Raw genomic sequence first — 18,201 nt, 5'->3', positions numbered from 1 at the left:
ACTAACTGTCCTTGATCAACAGCCAGTGTTACGGGGCTGCGGGCTCTCGCCTATCAGGCCACGCCCACGAACTTCCCCCTCAAGATCGAAGAGCCCCTAAAGTGCAGCCGAGCAACGGCCACTATGCCAGGCGGCCGGCCGCTATCGAACAGACAAAGAACTCCAAGATGACCATATTCGACCTGGAAATAAGAGAAAAATATCATCCCTAGCCAGAGCGGCCGGAAACGCAAGCTATCTTCTCCATTGCATCAATATCCTGGTCGGTAATCCTACCGCGAAGCGATCCACCGATATTCCATCGGTTCGTCAGATGTCCATGCTGGCCCGCAACAATAGCAGGACCCAGCCCCAACTTCGCAGAAAGGAGAAGCAACTGCGCCCGGGTGCGCGCAGCCTGTATTTGCTCTCGGCAGTTTCCAGGAAAAAGAATTGATTCAGCGAATTCGTCGGCTTCCTTCTCGGCCTCGTCCGTCTCTCCGCGAAGCTCTAGGAAGGTAGTTCGTTTCGGGTGCAGGATGATGTGCGCGACTTCGTGTATCAAGCTGAACCAGAAGATATCGGGTTTGCGCTGCCGCTCAGTCAGCCCGATGACTGGCCGATCGGCGCCGAGCCACCAAGTTGCCCCGCAGAGGCGGGTTTCGGGCACCTGACGAACGAACGTGAGGACAACCCCAACCTCGGCAAGCGCAGTCCGGGCCGCGGTGAACCCATCGACGACGTTGAGCGTGGTGAGAGAAGGGATCGTTCGAGCGACAGCGCGAAGTGCACCGATCTTCAGCGGCTTGACGTCGAAATCTTCGGCGCTACGCTCTACTAGCCGCAGCCACAGTGCAGTATTTTGCTCGACAATTTCGAAGGCCTGACTCCGCCGGAAAGACACTCGCGGACGCTGCCAGGTTTGCGCAAATGCCGCAGGGCTCGCAACCCTAAAGAACCTGAGGGTCTTTTCGACCGCAGTCGCATCCGAATCATCAGGACGAGTTATCCCGCGCCTATGGAGCTCGGAAATGTCAAATCCTTTGAGCCAGGAGACATATTCAGGCAGCTGACTCTTGGCCTTTTCTGCACTGATATAGGCTTGATAGTCGGCTTCAGCCCTTGTCCAGAAGGACGCGTCGACGTCAAGTACCCTTCCGAGCAGGACGGCGATATCCCCGGAAATTCCGACGGTTTCTTTCACAATCTGATTAATATGCTTTGGGCTCAAACCGGTGCGTTCCGCCAACTCGTTCTGGCGAATTCCCTGGCGCTCCAAGGTCGTACGCAGAATGGCACCTGGATGTAGAGCCCAGTTCGGTGAGAACTCGTGCGTCTCCGGCGCGCCCGTCACGCGGCCATCCCCAGCCCCGACTGCCCGTCCACGATCATGTCGGCGACTTCGAGAGCCCAGACCTCTGCAGGCTTGTCATAGGGACGCGAGACAGCCTCCCCGAACTCGCCCTTTGCCAGCGCCATGATCACAACGCTCCCATACGCGACAGAGATCAGACCGTCCGGGCCCTCGACACGCGGAGGAGTGATCTTGATGCCGAGGCCCAGTGCGTTCACGAGGGTTGGCGCGGCCAACTGCAAGAGCTTCATGATCATCATCACCTCGACCACGGCGAGCGGCCACACCCTCATGATCGACAGGTGGTCGTTAACGATCTGTGCGAGGCCAGCGTCCTGGAAGCTCAAGAGCATGCCCCTCATTATTACTGCCTCCGGTTGAGCCCCCAACATACCCAGGGCTCGGGCTCGCTCAAAAAATTAACCGTTAACGCGACTTCTTCATGGTGTATGGTTCCGTCTCAAGGGTGCTCTCCTGCACCACAATCGCCATCTCTACCAAGGGAGCGTCTCCCGTGACTCGAATCCACACCTACGCCCGTGGCCCGCAGGGCATGCTCACGCACACCGACATCCCGGGCAGGACGCGCCTCCGCGATCTCCTGACCCTGGAGCCCGACGAGGTCGTCTACCGCCTGGACGAGGACGCCGAACTCGATATCGAGCGGACCGTCGAGGAGCTCTTCGGGCAGGGCGCCGGACAGGTGATCGTCCATTCCTGCAAGAAGGTTAAGATCACCGTGTCCTATGCCGGGGTCCAGAAGGTCGTGGAGGTCAAGCCGTCGGCGAGGATCCGGCGGGTGCTCAAGAAGGCTGTCGATGCCTTCGAGATCACCGATGCCGAGGCGACCGACCTGGTCCTGCACCTGCCCGGATCCACCGACGATCTTCCGGTGACCAACCCTGTCGGGATGTACATCCCCAGGGGCACGTGTTCGGCCGCCCTCGACCTCGCCCACCTCGTTCGTTCCCAGGGGTGATGGCAATGCCAGAGCCCGTCTTCAATCCGGCCCGCCATCGGCTCGAACACGATCTCTCGTCAGCGGAGTTCGAAAGTGGCGTCGAAGCCGGGCTCTGGCGCCTGGTATCGCTCGACTGGCCTCACCTCATCGCAGCCGTCACAGCCGGAGACGGCCAAGAACTCGGTATGCGCTTCGACGTCGAGAACTACCCGGGGACAGCGCCCGCCGGGCAACCCTGGGATCTTGAGAACGCAGAGCCCCTTCAGATCTCGCGCTGGCCAACCGGGGGAAGCTCGGCCCAGATCTTCCGCCCGGATTGGTCGCCGAGCAACGGCAACGCGCCGTATCTCGCATGCGACCGGATCGGGCTTGCCACCCACCCGAACTGGGCCAACGACAATGCCAACCGAGCATGGAACTCCGGCCGGACGATCGTCTTCTATCTCAGACAGCTCCACCATGAGCTTCGCGCCGCCCACCTCACTCAGCAGGAACCCGCATGACGGAGCCCGATCTCCGGCGGCTCACCATCAGTAGTCGCCTATTCGCCACCCTCGTGCACCAGCTCGCTGCCAGAGGACGAGGAGAATGTGAGGCAGGGGCCTTTCTCCTCACAGATGCCGCTGGCGACCAGCATGCGGTAGAGCAGCCGATCACTGCGATCGCCTACTACGACGATCTTGATCCGACCTGCCTGACGGGAGGGATCAGCTTTAGCTCTCAGGGATATGCATCACTTAACGAACTCTGTCGACTCCGATCCGTTCGGGTGGTCGCCGACATCCACACCCACCCCGGCGCATCGGTCAGACAGAGCTCTATAGACGCAGCACATCCCATGGTCGCTCTACCCGGTCACATCGCACTCATCGCACCCGGCTACGCCCTTGGACCTCTGGGCGTTACCGATCTTGGAGCTCATGTCTACCTAGGGCGATCAAGGTGGACCGCCTACTTCGGCGACGAGGTTAGAAAAGTCATTCACGTCGTTCCAGCTACTAATAGATCTTGGCCCGGTCGAGTGCTCCGCCTCCTCAGCCGTCTCCTCAAGTCCTGGAAACACTCATGAAGACCCTTCCTCACGCAGACGACATCGACAGAACCGCCCTGTTGAGCGCCCACGACGGGTCCCAACCCACCCTCGAGGCCGCGATCCGTGCGCACGAGACGACCGGCGTCACCATCTGCGCAGACTCCAGTACTTGCACCGACGCTCTCGGGCAGGCGGCTCTATTGACCGCACTCGTCACCGCCGTCCGCGCGTTCGGGAACACCGTCGTGGTCCTCGACTCGCCCGAAGCAGAGGTCACCTCAGGCATCTTCACCGGTCAGAGACTTTGTGACGTCGTGCATGCCCAAGGCGCCCGCATGTCGACCGACCAAGGTTCACTGATCGCTAATCCTGTCTGGCCCACAGTGCTCATCGGCCCCAGGTCAGTCCCTCCGAAGGTCGACAACGGGGCCACTTCGCAACGGATCGTTCTCCGTGCTTCCTGGAACGGTTGGGTCGCCAAGGTGCATGCCAGCGACGCCCCGCAGAACAACGCCGACAAGTCATCTTGCGTCCTCGCTGCGATCGCAGCCGGCGGCTTGGGCATTAGCGAAGCCTTCGCTGCGGCCAGAAGCATCCCGGGGTGCGACGCGGGTTTCCGGCACGTTTCCCTCGACCTCTGGACTCCTGCCGAGATCAACGACCAGGCTCGACCGAGTCTGGCCTTCGCGCCGAAGTCCTGGTGGCTGATCGGGCTCGGCCATCTGGGACAAGCCTATGCATGGACGATCTCTTGGATCCCTTACACAGACCGCTCAGCTGTCGAGATCGTTCTGCAGGACACCGATCTCACTACACGTTCGAACTTCAGCACCGGTGTTCTAACGCCCAGAGAGTCCCGCGGCGTCCTTAAGACCCGGCTCGTCGCAAAGATCTTCGACGAAATCGGCTTCGTTACCCGCATCATCGAGCGCCGACTCGGCTCGGATCAGCGAGTGGCTGAGAGCGACGACCACGTCGCCCTCGTAGGCGTCGACAACCTCGACACCCGCAGACTGATCTCCAAAGTGGGTTGGCTCACCGCCATCGACGTCGGCCTCGGATCCGGACCCGCGAACTTCTCATCCATCCTCCTACGCCGCTTTCCCGGACGCGAAGAGAGTGGACAGGTCGCAGCGTGGACTACCACCGCCCTTCAAACCGCCATCCCTCAGAGCCCGGCCTTCAATGATCTGAGCACCCGCGGTGACAACTGCGGCATGATCGAAATCGCAGGCAAGGCGGTAGGCGCTGCCTTCGTAGGAGTCATCAGCGCATGCATCGCGGTCGCTGAAGCCACGCGGGAACTTCATGGCGGACGCGGTCACGACATTCTGAATTTTGATCTCACAACGTTCGACCTGCGAGCTGCCCAAAGCTCGCACCCAGCGAACATCATCACCACCCGTCTCTAGAAGCTCAACGATGCCGTGCAACGCACGGTGCCCAGCCAGTTGCGGCCGGGGTCTGAGCGTTGCCGCCTCCACTGCCGTCGGTCGGCCCCGCGCCCGCGGGGATGATCCGTCGCCTTAGACATTAGAAACGCCCGGCAGTGCGTCGGCCCCGCGTCCGCGGGGATGGTCCGTCGCTGGATCACCTGTGGATGGACTACCCCTCGTCGGCCCCGCGCCCACGGGATGGTCCGTGCCTCCGGCGGGGAGCTGGGCCAGGACCTCGGTCGGCTCCGCCCCCGCAGGGATGGTCCCCGCCTGGAGTAACCGGTGGCCAACCTGGTGGTGTCGGCCCGCGCCCGAGGGGATGATCCCGGCGCCGAGTTCACCGCCCGCCAATCCATCCCGTCAGCCCTGCGCCCGCGGGGATAGTCCCGCGCAGGCCCAGGTCCCGCCCGCCGTGGGCACGGTCCCGCGCCCGCAGGGATGGTCCCGTCTCGGTCGCGTACTACATCCCCATTAAGATGTCGGCCCCGCGCTCGCGGGGACGCTCCGTGGCGGCCATCGAGGTGGTTCTTCGCCGCGGTTTCGGCCCCGCGCCTGCAGGGATGGTCCGCGGCTCACGGTGACCGGGACGCCCACATTGACGGTCCTGCTGAAAGAGGCCAAAGTTTCCAAGGCCATTCGTCGACCCCGAGCCCGGGCGCAAGAATGGTCCCCCGGGAAGCTGTCTTCCGTATTGGTGCTGAGGAGTCGGCCCCGCGCCTGCGGGGATGGTCCACAGCATTGTGTGAGATCGATTCGAGGTGGTGGCGACACCAGCCGAGACCACCCCACCCGAGCCGATGTGCTGTGTTCGGTCTCACCTGGCCCCCGACCCTCTCACGGATCGCGAGGAATTCGCGAATTCCTCAGACGCCCGAGCGAGTCTGCGACGTACACCGGCATCATGGACACTTTCGATGTGGTCGTGACAGCAGCTTCCAACACCGACCTGAAGCCAGCGGAGTTCGACGGCCAAGTGGCGATGGTCAAGCCGCTGATGAACTGGGACCCGGCCACCGCGACATGGCGCATACGGTTGAGTGGCGCGCACCCCGAGCACGTCAGCAGCGTCCTGAAGGCCCTGTTCGAGGCCGCACGGATGTACGGCACTGTGGTCACGGTGCAGTTGGTGCCCGCAGAGCGGTCGGACAAAGCCGCGGCGTCCGGTTGACGAAGCCACCGAGCATTCGGCGGACACGTGGGGCAGCCGCTTCATAGGGTGCCGCCATGCCGCGACCCTCTCCGACCCCATGCCCGAGGTGAGCTACGACGATGAGCACACCGTCACGCTGTCCTGGGAGCCGTTCTGCGCCGACGCGGAGACCGGTGACTGCGACGATCCTGACTGTGACCCGGACGTCGACGGCGAATGGATGGCCGCCTGCAACGTGTGCGACTTCCTGGTCATGGCGCCGGAGAGTCGGCGCGCTGACCTGTGGGCATTCGCCGAGCGGCACGAGAAGGCCGACCTCGGCATCGAGCGGCTCCCCGCGCAGTAGCCGACAGTCAGTCATATGTCCAATCGATGGTGATGGTGCGGCGAACTCCGGCGTCCAGCATCGCCTGGGAGCGGTGCTGGCCGTTGACGTAGTAGCTCTTCTATCTGCTCTCGTGACCTACGATGGCCTCCCAGGTGTTGACCAGGCTGCCCAGGGCCTGCTGTCCCACGGGGTCATGCCGTCGGACTTCGCCACCTTGCGCACGGCCTCGGCGATGTCGCCAGCGCCAGCGGTGCTGGCCTGAGGTTGGCGGTGGCCACCCGCCCCGAATCCGCTGCCGTCCTTGACCTGAACACACCACGCTCAAACCGGGGGTTGGGCGTGCGGACCGGGTCGGCGACCGGCATGTGGTCGATGTCGAATTGGACGCAGCCGCCTCCGTACTGGGTGAAGGGCGTCCCGGTCTCCGACCGTAAGGGCCGGGAAGAACTTCTTGGCGTCCGGCACCATCCCGGGGCACCAGCAAGGGAGGGATCCTCGGTCTGCGCATCCGGTCGTCCTCCTAGGCTGCCTCAGGCCACGCGTGCGGGAACAGTGCCGAAGATGTCATCGAAGCGCCGATCCACAGCCGCATCGACCAGGTAGTAGGGCGCTCCGGAGCCGACCGTGCTGTGCGGCCCGCGTCTGCCGGCGCCGCGGACGTCCAGGGGTGTGAGCACGCCCAAGTTGTCGAACACGTAGTAGAGCGGGAGGTCATAGAACGCCGCGAGCAACTGATGGGCCTTCACCGCGGCCCGCTCGACGGCGTGCCGTCCCGTGCTCCGGCTGGTCATGCTCGCCTTACAGTCGATCATCACGACGACATCGTTCCGGGCGGCCAGCAGGTCTGGCTCCCAGCGCAGACCGCTATCAGTGCGCTGCAGAATCCGGGACACCGTCTCAGCCATAACACCTTGACCCCACGGGCTGGTCGCCCACCCGCGCGCGATCAGTTCGCCCGCGACACGTAACTCCAGGCCGTCACCGACAGACTTTCGGGTTCGCCAACTGGTCATGCAAGCCAGTGTGCGCCACCACGAGCGCGCCTGCTGACCGCGAATCGGCCGCCCCAGCGTTCATAGACGTCCGGCTGAGACCGACTGGGACCGCCTGAGTCCGGCTGGGACCGACTATCCAGCCGAAAGCGTTATCAAATCGTGTTCAAGCCTGCCTGCGGCCTTGGACGTCAAGCAGCCCTCGTTCCGAGGGCGAAACATTATCAGGAGCCAGAAGGGAACGGCGGGGAGCTCACTCCAGACCACAGGAACCGACATCAGCCCGCGACTCACCTACCACGTTGCGCGGGAAACACCTGCGACCGGGCGGCTGGCTGGAGAGGATGCAGAGGCGTTCGTCGATGCGGGGAGCAAAGCGGCCCACGGGGGCCGCCACACCATCAAGAGAGGTACGCCCATGCCAAAGCCGACTAGCGACGGCCCGCACGACTACAACGCCACGACCGACACCGTCCTGGTGAGCCGCCACGATCTGGCGCGGCTGCTTAGGAATATCGACTAAGGCAAATATCACCTCATCCTAGACTCGCCGGCAGAGCTTGCATTGCCTGTAGGCGAGCCGGTGGTGGGTCCTGAAACATACGACATCAACCCGGGAGGGGGCGGTTTATCGAGTTCGCGGGGCGCATGCCGCCTCCCGCTTCGCATGGATCTACACCAGGATGCGACTCACACCCGGGAGCGGGGAGGACGCCGCCAGCCACTGGGCGGAACTGTCGGCGAGCGTTACTCCGACGGGCGCGTGGCCTCTTCTCGAACGAAATGGCCGGATCGTCCAGTTCATCACGGTGCCAGAACGGAATGACGTTCCAAGACCATGCCCTCGAGCGGTGCGATTGCCAAAATGTCGGCGCCTCCTGCAATCCTTCCCCCAAACTGGCCATCAAGGCTCAGAGGTGTAGGAGGTGCTCGGGATGAGCAGGAGTTTAGCGGCCCAGCTAGTGACGGCGCTCAGCGAGGACAGGACACACACCGCTGTCGTGGTGCGTGCTGTCTATCAGCCTGTAGGTGGCGCGGGCAATTCGGTGATGCCGCCGACGTTCCCGATCGATGAACGGGAGCGGGATTTGACCAAGAAGTACCTGTCGGCCAACCGTCTTGTCGACGGCGAGGCGGTCAGAAGCGTCACCATCGATCAGGAGCAGTCGCAGGCCAACCGGGTGGAGGAGGCGCTGCGGGACGCCCGGGACAGGGGGCGGATCGAGCTGCCCATGCTGGAGTTACGGGCGCCGACTTCTCACGGGGCCATTCGTATCACCTCGTTCGACGCCCCTCACCGCTACGCCGACGCGTACTGGCGGGACTCTTTGATTGACGGGATTCGCTTCGACAGGAGCCAGATCGGGCAGCGTCTGCGAGCTGTCAGCGCCATCGATGCCCGGCCGTTGTTCGAGCGTGAACCGACTTCGTTGATCTTCGGCGCGTGGGACTCCCACCGCCAGGGCCGCTGGCCGAAGTTCGCGCGACTGTACACGGCGATCATGTTCGGTGTCGGGCCTGTGTTCGGCGCCCGGCGCGGGGGCCGGCTGGATCCGGTTAACCTCACCGGCGCTGTGGACAGCAAGGACAAGGCGGAAAGCGACTGGCAGTACGTGGCGGAGGGAGCGAAGAAGACTGGCCAAAAGCTCAGCGAGATCGGCCACGGCAACATCGCTCCCAATCCCGTCCCGGGAGGCGTGACGGTTGAGGAGATTCGCCGTGTGGCGAGCATCTCGTTGGCTGGGATGGAGCGGCTGCGCTTTGGCAATGCCTCGCTCGATGCCACCACGACTGCTCGTGCGGCCTTGGTCGCCCTGGCTCTGGCTGGGGACCGGCTCGCGTTCGCGCGCCCCTCGGTATGGCTGCGCTCGGGCTGTGACCTGGCCAAGGTGAGCGAGGACGTCGGGCTGGAGCTGCCAGGCGGCGCCCTGGAGCCCCTGGACGTGTCGGTTTCCGCCGTCGTGGACGCCTTCCATGAGTTGAGGGAGTCGGCGGCCAAGCTGGGCGTGGAGATGGCCACCGATGTCGTCCAGGTGACGCCGATCCCGTCTCTGCAGAAAGCGATCGAGAACACCGTCGCGCACACGGCCTCTGTCGAGGACTGAGCCGATGCCTGTCACGGTTCAGGTGCGGCTGCGCCACGGCCGCTACGACGCAGGCAGCATCCGGCCGAGCATCGCCGAATGGCCACCGCATCCGGCGCGGGTGTTCTGTGCTCTGGTGGCCTCGGCACAGAGCGTCGAGGACTGGGATGCTCTGCGCTGGTTGGAGCGTTCCGGTGCTCCTTACGTGTGGGCAGATGGCTGTGTCAGCGTGAGCCGCACGGATAGCTTCGTGGTGACCAACCAGACCGAGCCCGGCGGCGGCAGCCAGTTTTGGCCGGGCCGTACTAACCAGGCGCGCAGCCGCGCATCGGCCACACCGGCGGGGGAGAATTTCGCCGTCGTCTGGCCCGAGGCCGAGACGACTGGCGACCTGTTAACCCGGCTGGAGCGCATGGCCCGCCGCATCCCGTACGTAGGGCGCTCCACAAGTCAGGCCGAGGTGACCACGATCGCGATGCTGCCGGCGGAGCAGCCTGCGTGGTCTCGGTGGGCGCCGAGCCGTATCGGGGCGACGAACACCGTGGACCTGCGGGTCCCCTACCCGGGGTACGTGGACGCGCTGCGCGAGGTCTATGAACTGGGCGGGCGGGCCTGGGAGGTTGCCCGGGCCGTCCCCTACACCCAAGTGGTCGAACAGGTCTCTCTGCCGGTGAAGCCGGTTCGGTCGCCGTGGGACGACCTGATGATCTGGGGGTTTGGCAAACCGACCGCTCGGATCGGCGGGGACCAGGTGCTGAGGCTGACGTCCACGTTGCGGAAGGCGGTGCTGAAGCGGGTCGGCGCTGACATCCCTGCGCAGGTGAGCGGCCACGGGGCCGATGACCGTCCGCATGTCGCCTTCCTGGCGCTGCCGGATGTGGGGCACGAGCACGCCGACGGGCATCTGCTCGGCGTCGCGTTGGCGGTCCCGCGTGATATGCCTGCCGAGGAGTGGAAGCAGCTGGTCCGTGCGCTGATAGGGGCTAACCCGCTCACCCGTCTTACGCCGCGGCCGATGCCGGAGATCTCACTTCGCTATGGGGCCGATCCGCGCCGTCGCACCCTGCGCGTCGAGACGTGGCGGGGCCCCGCTGAGGGGGCGTGCTCGTGGGTGACGGCGACGCCGATGGTCACCGATGGCATGATGCGTGCCCGCCGCAGTATGGAGGACTTGGTGGCCAAGTCCTTGGCCCGAGTCGGCTACCCCGAACCGGTTGATCTCGAGGTGTCGGCTGCCCCATTGACCAGGGGTGCGGTGTGGCGGCCTCGCCAGGAGACGCTGCCGGAGGGGCGGCCCAAGCGGCCGATGGCTCACGTGCGGGTGAGGTTCGCGCGTCCAGTGATCGGGCCGGTCATCGCCGGGTCGCTGCGCTATCTGGGATTGGGGCTGTTCGCCCCGGAGCGGGAGCAGCCATGACCGGCCTGCACCGGCGGGAGTTCGCCGCCTTCTACGCCCAGGTCCACGCCACCCCTGGCAGCGCCCCCCGAGAACCGTTCCCTTGGCAGGAGGACCTGCTCGATCGCGTCCTCGCTGGCGGATGGCCCGAGCTCATCGATGTCCCCACCGGCCTGGGCAAGACCTCCGTGCTTGACATCGCCATCTTCGCGGCAGCTCTGGACCGGGACAGCGTGCCCAGGCGGTGCTTCTTCGTGGTTGATCGGCGTCTGATCGTGGACGAGGCCTACCGGCATGCATCCCGCATCCGGGACGTCCTGGCCGACGCGAGCGCCGACAGCGTCGCGGGCAAGGTCGCCGCAGCTCTGCTGGTGGAGCACGACGAGGAACCGCTCGACGTCACCCGGATGCGGGGCGGGGTCACCTGGTCATGGCGATGGCTGGAACGACCGGACCGGCAGGCCATCGTGGTCGGCACGGTCGACCAAATCGGCAGCAGGTTCCTTTTTCGGGGGTACGGGGTGGGCGATCAGCTACGGCCGATTGACGCCGCCCTGGTCGGCACCGACAGCCTGATCATCGTGGACGAGGCCCATCTGTCCCAACCCTTCCTCACCACCTTGTCGGACGCTCTAGCCCAGGACACCACCCCGCCAGAGGTCAAGCCCGTGGTCGTGACCATGACGGCCAGTCCCACCGCCCAGGGCCCCCGCGTTCACCGCATCAGTAACGCCGACCAGGACCATCCGGTCGCGGGCAAGCGACTACGCGCCAGCAAGACCGCACACCTAGTCGAGGTGAGCGGGGTCACCAAGAGGAACAACGACCAGCAGGTCGTGGCCGCGCTCGCCCAGTGGGCCAACCACCTGTCGCACACCAACCCAGTAGTCGGCGTCATCAGCAACACCGTGGCACGCGCCCGGGCCGTGTTCGAGCACTTGCACGGCACCTACCCTGGCCGCTGCATGCTGCTCACCGGCCGAATCCGACCGGTGGACCGGGACTACCTGCTGCTGGAGTGGTACGACCGGATAAAGGCCGGCCGCCCGTGCGATCCGGAAGAGCCCGTCTTCGTGGTCGCCACGCAGACCGTCGAAGTGGGTGCCAACCTCGACTTCGCCGCGCTCGTTACGGAGTCGGCGTCGCTGCCGCCGCTGATTCAGCGGTTCGGCCGTCTCAACCGCCTTGGCTCAGCTCCAGCCGCACCGGCGGTCATCGTGCACTCTGCGCTGGACAGCGATGGCGTGTACGGTGAGGCGCGCCAGGCCACCTGGCAATGGCTGAGCACACTGCAAACCCCCGCCGCCTTCCGCCCGGGAACGCATCCCCCCTCACTGCCGGAGGAGGGACTCGATGTCTCCCCAGCGGCGCTGCGTCGCCTGACTGCGGCCGTGTTCGAGCACGGCAGGGAGACCTGGGAGCAGCTTCAGGGGACCGAGCCGTACACCCCGTACCTGTCACCGGCACATCTGGACGCGTGGGCGCGCACCTCCCCCATTCCGAGCCCGAACGACCCATCTCCTGCGCCGTTCCTGCACGGCCTGCAGCGGGAGGTCCCGCACGTGTCCCTCGCCTGGCGGAACCTGGCCGGGGATGAGCAGACATGGCGCCACGCCCTTGAGGTCCTACCGCTGATGGCCGAGGAGAGCATCGAGGTGCCGCTGATGGCGGTACGGCAGTGGCTGTCCGGCGAGCATATCACCGCACGCTTCGCAGACGTGGAAGGCGAACCCTCCCCCGATGAACCTCCGCGAGCTGCTGCCTCACCAGGGGAAGGGATGCCACGGCCGGTCGCCCGCTACAGTTCCCGGGAGTCCATCGAGGTCATCGGCGGGGATGCGATCAGGCCCGGAGACCGCATCGTCGTCCCCGTCTCCTACGGGGGCTGCGACGCCTTCGGGTGGAACCCCACCTACCGGCACGCCGTACGCGACATCGGTGACCTGTGCGGCGGCAACGGCAAGCGGCGGGCCTCGGTACGGCTTGGACCAACGCTGCCCATGGCGATCGCCGCCCATGACCCGTCGCTCGCCAGCGCGCTAAAAGAGCTGGTCCGAAGCGTCGGGCGGGACCGTCAGGCCGAGCAACTGGATGCCGGCGCCTACTGCCGCCGGATCGAGCAAATCCTGCGCGCCCGACCGGACATCATCGAGGTGCTCGGCGCCGACCTCGACCACGACGGCGATGACGTACCGCCCCACCTTGCCGTCCTTCGTCGTCTTGCCCTGGCCAAGAAGCCGAAGGTCGACGAGCATCTAGCCTCGGGCGCGGTCGTTTTGACTAGTGACATCACCAGCTACGGCGAGGATGACAGCGCCCAAGGGTCCTCGACTGCACGCACGCCGATGCGACTGGACGACCACCAACGGGCGGTGCAGAAACGAGCCGAGGAGTTCGCGCGTAACCTGCGGCTACCCGCCCCCCTGGTGCAAGCCGTCGGTCTCGCCGCGCTCTGGCACGACGAGGGCAAACGCGATGAACGCTTCCAGGCCATGCTGCACGGGGGCGACCGGTGGGCTGCCGCAGCAGCCGAGGCCGAAGATCCCCCTCGGATCCTGGCCAAGTCCGGAATGAGCCCGCTCGATCGCCAGCTGTTCAGAGCCGCTCAGCAACGTGCCAGCTATCCCGCCGGTATGCGCCACGAGGCCCTGTCCGCCCAGATCGCCGACGCCCTGCTCGACAACACCACAGGCATCGACCGCGACCTTGTCATGCACCTGATCGCCGCCCACCACGGCTACAACCGGCCGCTGCTGAAACCCGTCACTGACCCCGCACCGATCACCAGCATCCAGCGGCACGGGGAGAAGGTCGAGGTGGACAGTGGCCGCTCCATCGACTGGTCTTCCCCCCAGCGACTCACCACACTGACCAGCAGGTACGGCAGGTGGGGACTTGCCCGGCTGGAAGCCATCGTCCGCCTGGCCGACATCTGGTGCTCAGCCCGCGAGGAGGCCGATGCATGAACACTGTTGAACTCCCCGCACTCGACGGCCGCGAACCCCTGGGGTTCCTCGCCGCCCTCGGTGTCCTGCGCGTCTTGACCGAGGAAAGCGGCATCCCGGCACGGTTGTCGTTCTCGGACGCCACCGCCTGCGCCTACCTGCACAGCCCTCTCCAGACAATCCGCGATATCGCTGAGGCTCTGGCCGAGGTCGTGCGCTCGATCGAGGAAACGGCCGTACTGCCGAGCATCGGACCAGGCTTTCCCCCTGCCTCCGGGATAGGGAAAGACCCGCTGCGGTGGCCTCGGCAGGAGTACCGGCAACGAGCCTCGGACATACGCCATACCCACCCTCTCGCGGCCGACCGCTGGCTCCCCAGCCTCACCACCGACCTGGCCATCGACGCGCAAGGCCGTGGCGCTCTGTCGCCCTTCATCGCCCCCTCCGGCCAGCAGAAAATACGCACCTTCTTCGAAATGCCGCTCAAGGCCGTACGGGACAATCCCGAGTACCTGCACGAGGCTCTCATCCGGTGGCGTCGCATCGAGGGCTTCACGGGCGAGTACCTCGACCATCGTGTCTTGCGCAGCACTGCCGACGACCCCGAGGGACGAGCCGGGAGGGAAATCGGCGTCCCCGGAGCCACATGGCTGGCCACTATGGCACTCCCGCTGTTCCGCCTCACCGGGGACGGTCAGAAAGTACGCAGCACCCTCTGGCACCGAGTGGCTGGCGACCACGTCATGATCTGGCCCCTGTGGAAACCCTCCCTCGACGTTGACGCCGTCTGCTGCCTACTCGAACACCCCACCCTCAAACCAATCGACGACCAACCCACCGTCACCACCGAGCAATGGCAACCCCTCGGGGTGTTCAGCGTCCACGGCGCCCACCGCCAACGCATCGCCGGACGCAACTTCGACGGAGTTCTCTCCCCCCTCCCCGTCCACGTGCGATAGACCTGACCAATCAGCGTGGTCGTACCTTGACAACAGCACAGCGTGATACAGCGGCCAGACGAGCTTCGAACGTGTCACCTGGGTTAATCGGCCGGGCCTCATTGCGGCTTCGAAATGGTGACGGTGCAGCCGACGACGTACTGGTTTCAGCCGGCCTTGGCATCTGGGCTTCATTGCGGCGACCCGGACAGTGTGCGCCAGGAGCCGGTAACCGAGTCTCACCCGGCGTGGCCGGGCCTCATTGCGGCCATTTCACCACGGCTCTCGCGAAGGACGGGGTCGAGGTCTTACCTGGCCTTAGCAGCCGGGCCTCATTGCGGCGTGTCGGTCGTGGCCGGTACCGCCGACCAGATCGACGTTTCACCCTGCCTTGGCGGCTGGGGCTCATTGCGGCATCCCCTACGACCGGGCGTACCGGCCCCGGGCGGAGTGTTTCCCCGGCCTCCGTGGCCGGGTCTCATTGTGGGATGTGGTCGGCCCACACGATGTCGATGTAATTACGCGTCTCACCCGGCACTCGTGGCCGGGCCTCATTGCGGCCACAGACCGACGATGATGTTGTGGCCCAGGGTTGCATCTCACCGGCCTCCGGGGCCGGGCCTCATCGGGGTGCCGTCGTGTTCGACCTCACGACCTTAGCGCCGCCAGTCTCACCCGGCCCAGTGCTGGCCTCATTGCGGCTACCGAGGCCATCCCAAGGACGGGTCCATCCGCCAGCTCTCACCCCGGCCCAAGCCGCCGGGCCTCATTGCGACGACGAGGGCACCATCGCCGGAAACGTCCTCGCGAGTACTGACTCACCCGGCCCCAGCGGCCGGGCCTCATTGCGGCTGCCTGACCATCCCCGCCGTTGGGAGCCCCACCGATTTCACCTGGCCTTAGAGGCCAGGCCCCATCGCGGTGACACAGCCTATGCGGTTCGGCAGCATGACGACCTCGATTTACCCGGCCCTATCGGCCGGGCCTCATGGCCACAACTGCCGAGGTGGCGGCCCTGCTAGGCAGAGGCCAGCGATAGGCGCTGCGTGCGCATGGCCCAACGCGGGTTTCACCCGGCTGGTAGGGCCGGGCTTCATTGCCGCGGCGTGCCCTGGTCCATGAACACGATCTGGAGCACCTCTCTCACCCGGCCACAGCGGCCGGGCTTCATTACGGCCCCATGGCCGCGCGCAGCGAGCCACTGAAAGCATCGCGTTTCACCCGGACCTTTCAGCCGGGGCTCATTACGGCCCCATCGCGGCGCGCAGGCTCGCAGAGAGCGCATCGGTTTCACCCGGCTTGCGGCCTGGCCCCATTCCGTGGCGCCATGCACCAGTTTTCGCTGACCGCTCGCGTCTCACCCGTCTTAGCGGCCGGGCCTCATTGCGGCCCCTTGCAGCTCAGCGTCCATCCGCGCTGGATGAGATCTCACCCGGCTCTCGTGGCTGGGCCTCATTTCGGGGCCGCGTACTGGGCCGCGACCGCGCCGGGAGTGACCCGTCTCCCCCGGGCCTCCGTGGCTGGGCCTCATTGCGGACTACTCCCGTACTCCGAGCACACCTGCGCCCAGGCGCCCCGTCTGCGTGCGGTTACCGGCCCCACAAGGTGTCTGCCCCAGCTCCCGTGGCCGGGCCTCACCGCGGTGACAGCATCACCCCGCCGTCCGGCAGGGAGAGTTGCCGTTTCACCCGGCCTTGGTGGCTGGGCCTCATTGCAGCTTCTTCAACGTGCGGAGCTTGATGATCTAGCCGACGTTTTGGCGTGGCTCAGTGGCCGGGGCCTCATTGCGGCGCGCTCGGGGGCCGGTCCCGATGGCAAGGCGGCAAGTTCGCGGCTTGAAGGCCGTGGCGCAGGAAATCGCGCTGTACGGTGTTTCACCTAGCCTCAACGGCCAGCCTCATTGCGGCCCCGACCGCTTGAAGGTCGCGGAAGACCCACAGATGTTTCACCCGCCCCTACCGGCCGGGCCTCATTGCGGGTTGTGCACGTGCTCATAGTGGCCAATCTCTCGGACGTTCACCCGGCTCTACCATCTGGGCCTCATTGCGGCGCCACCGGGGAGATCCCGATCACCCCGGAAAGTTTCGCCCGGCGGGGCCTCATTGCGGCTCCCGCAGGCAGGCGACGACCTTCCCCGGATCCACGGGTTTCACCCGGCCGGGCCTCATAGCGGCAAGCGCATCCCCAGCACGGGTGAGCTGGCGTACGAGACATTTCACCTAGCCCCAGCTGCCGGGCCTCATTGCGGTGACGCGGGCAAGAATGCTGGCAAGGGTTTCCTCACGGTCTCCTCCGGCCTCAGCAGCCGGGCCTCATTGCGCCGTGGGTTCATGGACCTGTGGGCCAGGGACTGGGTTTCACCCGGCTCTACCAGCTGGGCCTCATTGCGGCTGGGACCAGCTCCCCGCACATCTTTCCGTACCCGGCGCGTTTCACCCAGCCTCCACGGCCGGGCCTCATTGCGGCGTCGTTGATGTCGCGCCTATTCCGACTCCACCTCGTCTCACCTAGCCGCCACCCGCTGCGCCTCATTTCGGCGGCACGCCGACCAGCATCTTGGCCCACGCCGAGTCCCGTTTACGCCCCAGTGGCCGCGCCTCATTGCAGCCTCCAGAACTGGGTGGCGCCGACAGCCGACCGCATGTCCCCTGGGCTTTACCAGTTGGGCCTGATTGCGGGGCGTGCAAGATCTTGGGGCTGGCACGCATAATGGAGGTTTTACCCGGCCTCAGCAGCCAGGCCTCATCGCGGCTCGTACAGCTTGTCGATGTCGCCGCAGAACCCGCCGCTTTCACCCGGCCGCTGTAGCCGGGCCTCATCGCGGCCTGCGGACGGCGGCAACGGGCCGCCGGATCGAGCTCCTCTCACCCGGCCGCTGAGGCCGGGCCTCCTTGCGGCTCCTGGAACGTGCTGCGGACCCCGTCGTCCTCGTCGGTTTCACCCAGCCTTACTGGCTGGGCCTCATCGCGGCGAGAAGCCCGTCGAGCAGTCGGCGGTCATGTCGCTGGTTCCACCTGGCCTTGTGGCCGGACCTCATCGTGGCATCACTTGCTTGCCGAAGAACTGGGTGGTCCCCACTTTCATCCGGCCCCAGCAGCCGTTCCTCATTGCGGCATCCGGTGGACCGACGCCTTGGCCCAGGCGTCCGCGTTTCACCCGGCTCCACCAGCTGGGCCTCATTGCGGCCCCATGGCCGCGCGCAGCCTGCCGCTGAAAGCATCAGGATTTAACCCGGTTTCAACAGCCGGGCCTCATTGGGGTGCCGGGGCGTAGTCCCCGATTCCGGGCATCGGCCGTTGCACCCGCCCGCTACCAGCTGGGCCTCCTTGCGGCGATCTGACCGGCGGCTCCGGCACAGCGACCGTCGCTTTCACCCGGCCTGAGCGACCGAACCCCATCGCCGCGGCGCCACCACCGTCGCCACCGCGGCGGACCCGCCCGTCTCCCCCGGCATCAGCGGCCAGACCTCATTGCGGCACGCCGGACAGGCTGAACTGAGCGACCGATCCTCAGTTATTTCGCCCGGCCCCCATACCGAGCCTCGTTGCGCCATCGCCGGCCAGGCCTCATTGCAGCAATCTCACGGGCGGCTCCGGCACAGCCAC

Annotated in this window: 12 protein-coding genes; 9 read left to right on the top strand and 3 right to left on the bottom strand. The window is 65.8% G+C overall.

The window, feature by feature from the left end; all coding sequences use genetic code 11:
- Positions 1–208: 208 nt before the first annotated feature.
- Positions 209–1,333, bottom strand: a complete 1,125-nt coding sequence (locus tag AB0H21_RS38820) for a helix-turn-helix domain-containing protein (protein ID WP_358526743.1) — start codon at positions 1,331–1,333, stop codon at positions 209–211.
- Positions 1,330–1,686, bottom strand: a complete 357-nt coding sequence (locus AB0H21_RS38815) for a hypothetical protein (protein ID WP_358526741.1) — start codon at positions 1,684–1,686, stop codon at positions 1,330–1,332. The genes AB0H21_RS38820 and AB0H21_RS38815 overlap by 4 nt, the downstream gene beginning before the upstream one ends.
- Positions 1,687–1,847: 161 nt before the next feature.
- Here AB0H21_RS38815 and AB0H21_RS38810 point away from each other — a divergent pair, with 161 nt between their 5' ends.
- From AB0H21_RS38810 to AB0H21_RS38790, 5 genes are all read left to right on the top strand, one after another.
- Positions 1,848–2,312: a hypothetical protein gene (locus AB0H21_RS38810; RefSeq protein WP_358526739.1), complete on the top strand. Its 465-nt coding sequence runs from the start codon at positions 1,848–1,850 to the stop codon at positions 2,310–2,312.
- 5 nt (positions 2,313–2,317) lie between these two features.
- Entirely contained in the window at positions 2,318–2,797 is a 480-nt protein-coding gene (locus AB0H21_RS38805) for a hypothetical protein (RefSeq protein WP_358526737.1), read from the top strand.
- A 562-nt stretch (positions 2,798–3,359) separates the two neighbouring features.
- Positions 3,360–4,739, top strand: coding sequence for a hypothetical protein (locus tag AB0H21_RS38800; RefSeq protein ID WP_358526736.1), 1,380 nt, complete (start codon positions 3,360–3,362; stop codon positions 4,737–4,739).
- 925 nt (positions 4,740–5,664) lie between these two features.
- Positions 5,665–5,931: a hypothetical protein gene (locus AB0H21_RS38795; protein ID WP_358526735.1), complete on the top strand. Its 267-nt coding sequence runs from the start codon at positions 5,665–5,667 to the stop codon at positions 5,929–5,931.
- Positions 5,932–6,019: 88 nt separating this feature from the next.
- Positions 6,020–6,259: a hypothetical protein gene (locus tag AB0H21_RS38790; protein ID WP_358526733.1), complete on the top strand. Its 240-nt coding sequence runs from the start codon at positions 6,020–6,022 to the stop codon at positions 6,257–6,259.
- A 512-nt stretch (positions 6,260–6,771) separates the two neighbouring features.
- On the opposite strand, the gene AB0H21_RS38785 is transcribed toward AB0H21_RS38790, so the two are convergent.
- On the bottom strand, positions 6,772–7,146 hold the full coding sequence (locus AB0H21_RS38785) for a hypothetical protein (protein WP_358526731.1): 375 nt from the start codon (positions 7,144–7,146) through the stop codon (positions 6,772–6,774).
- Between the two features lie 1,022 nt (positions 7,147–8,168).
- On the opposite strand from AB0H21_RS38785, the gene cas7u reads away from it, so the two are divergent.
- The 4 genes from cas7u to AB0H21_RS38765 are packed head-to-tail and all read left to right on the top strand — an operon-like array spanning position 8,169 to position 14,617.
- The gene (gene cas7u / locus AB0H21_RS38780) at positions 8,169–9,338 is read left to right on the top strand and encodes a type I-U CRISPR-associated RAMP protein Csb1/Cas7u (RefSeq protein WP_358526729.1); all 1,170 of its coding nucleotides are present in this window, start codon (positions 8,169–8,171) and stop codon (positions 9,336–9,338) included.
- Positions 9,339–9,342: 4 nt separating this feature from the next.
- Positions 9,343–10,734 carry a type I-U CRISPR-associated protein Csb2 gene (csb2, locus tag AB0H21_RS38775; protein ID WP_358526727.1) on the top strand — a complete coding sequence of 464 codons (1,392 nt, stop codon included), beginning with the start codon at positions 9,343–9,345 and terminating at the stop codon, positions 10,732–10,734.
- Entirely contained in the window at positions 10,731–13,679 is a 2,949-nt protein-coding gene (gene cas3u, locus AB0H21_RS38770; RefSeq protein WP_358526725.1) for a type I-U CRISPR-associated helicase/endonuclease Cas3, read from the top strand. Before csb2 ends, cas3u begins: the two co-directional genes overlap by 4 nt.
- Positions 13,676–14,617, top strand: a complete 942-nt coding sequence (locus AB0H21_RS38765; protein WP_358526723.1) for a hypothetical protein — start codon at positions 13,676–13,678, stop codon at positions 14,615–14,617. Before cas3u ends, AB0H21_RS38765 begins: the two co-directional genes overlap by 4 nt.
- Positions 14,618–18,201 lie beyond the last annotated feature (3,584 nt).

This window comes from Sphaerisporangium sp. NPDC051011 (genome assembly GCF_040653595.1).
Lineage (GTDB): Bacteria > Actinomycetota > Actinomycetes > Streptosporangiales > Streptosporangiaceae > Sphaerisporangium.
This window is presented reverse-complemented; position numbering and strand designations above follow the sequence as displayed.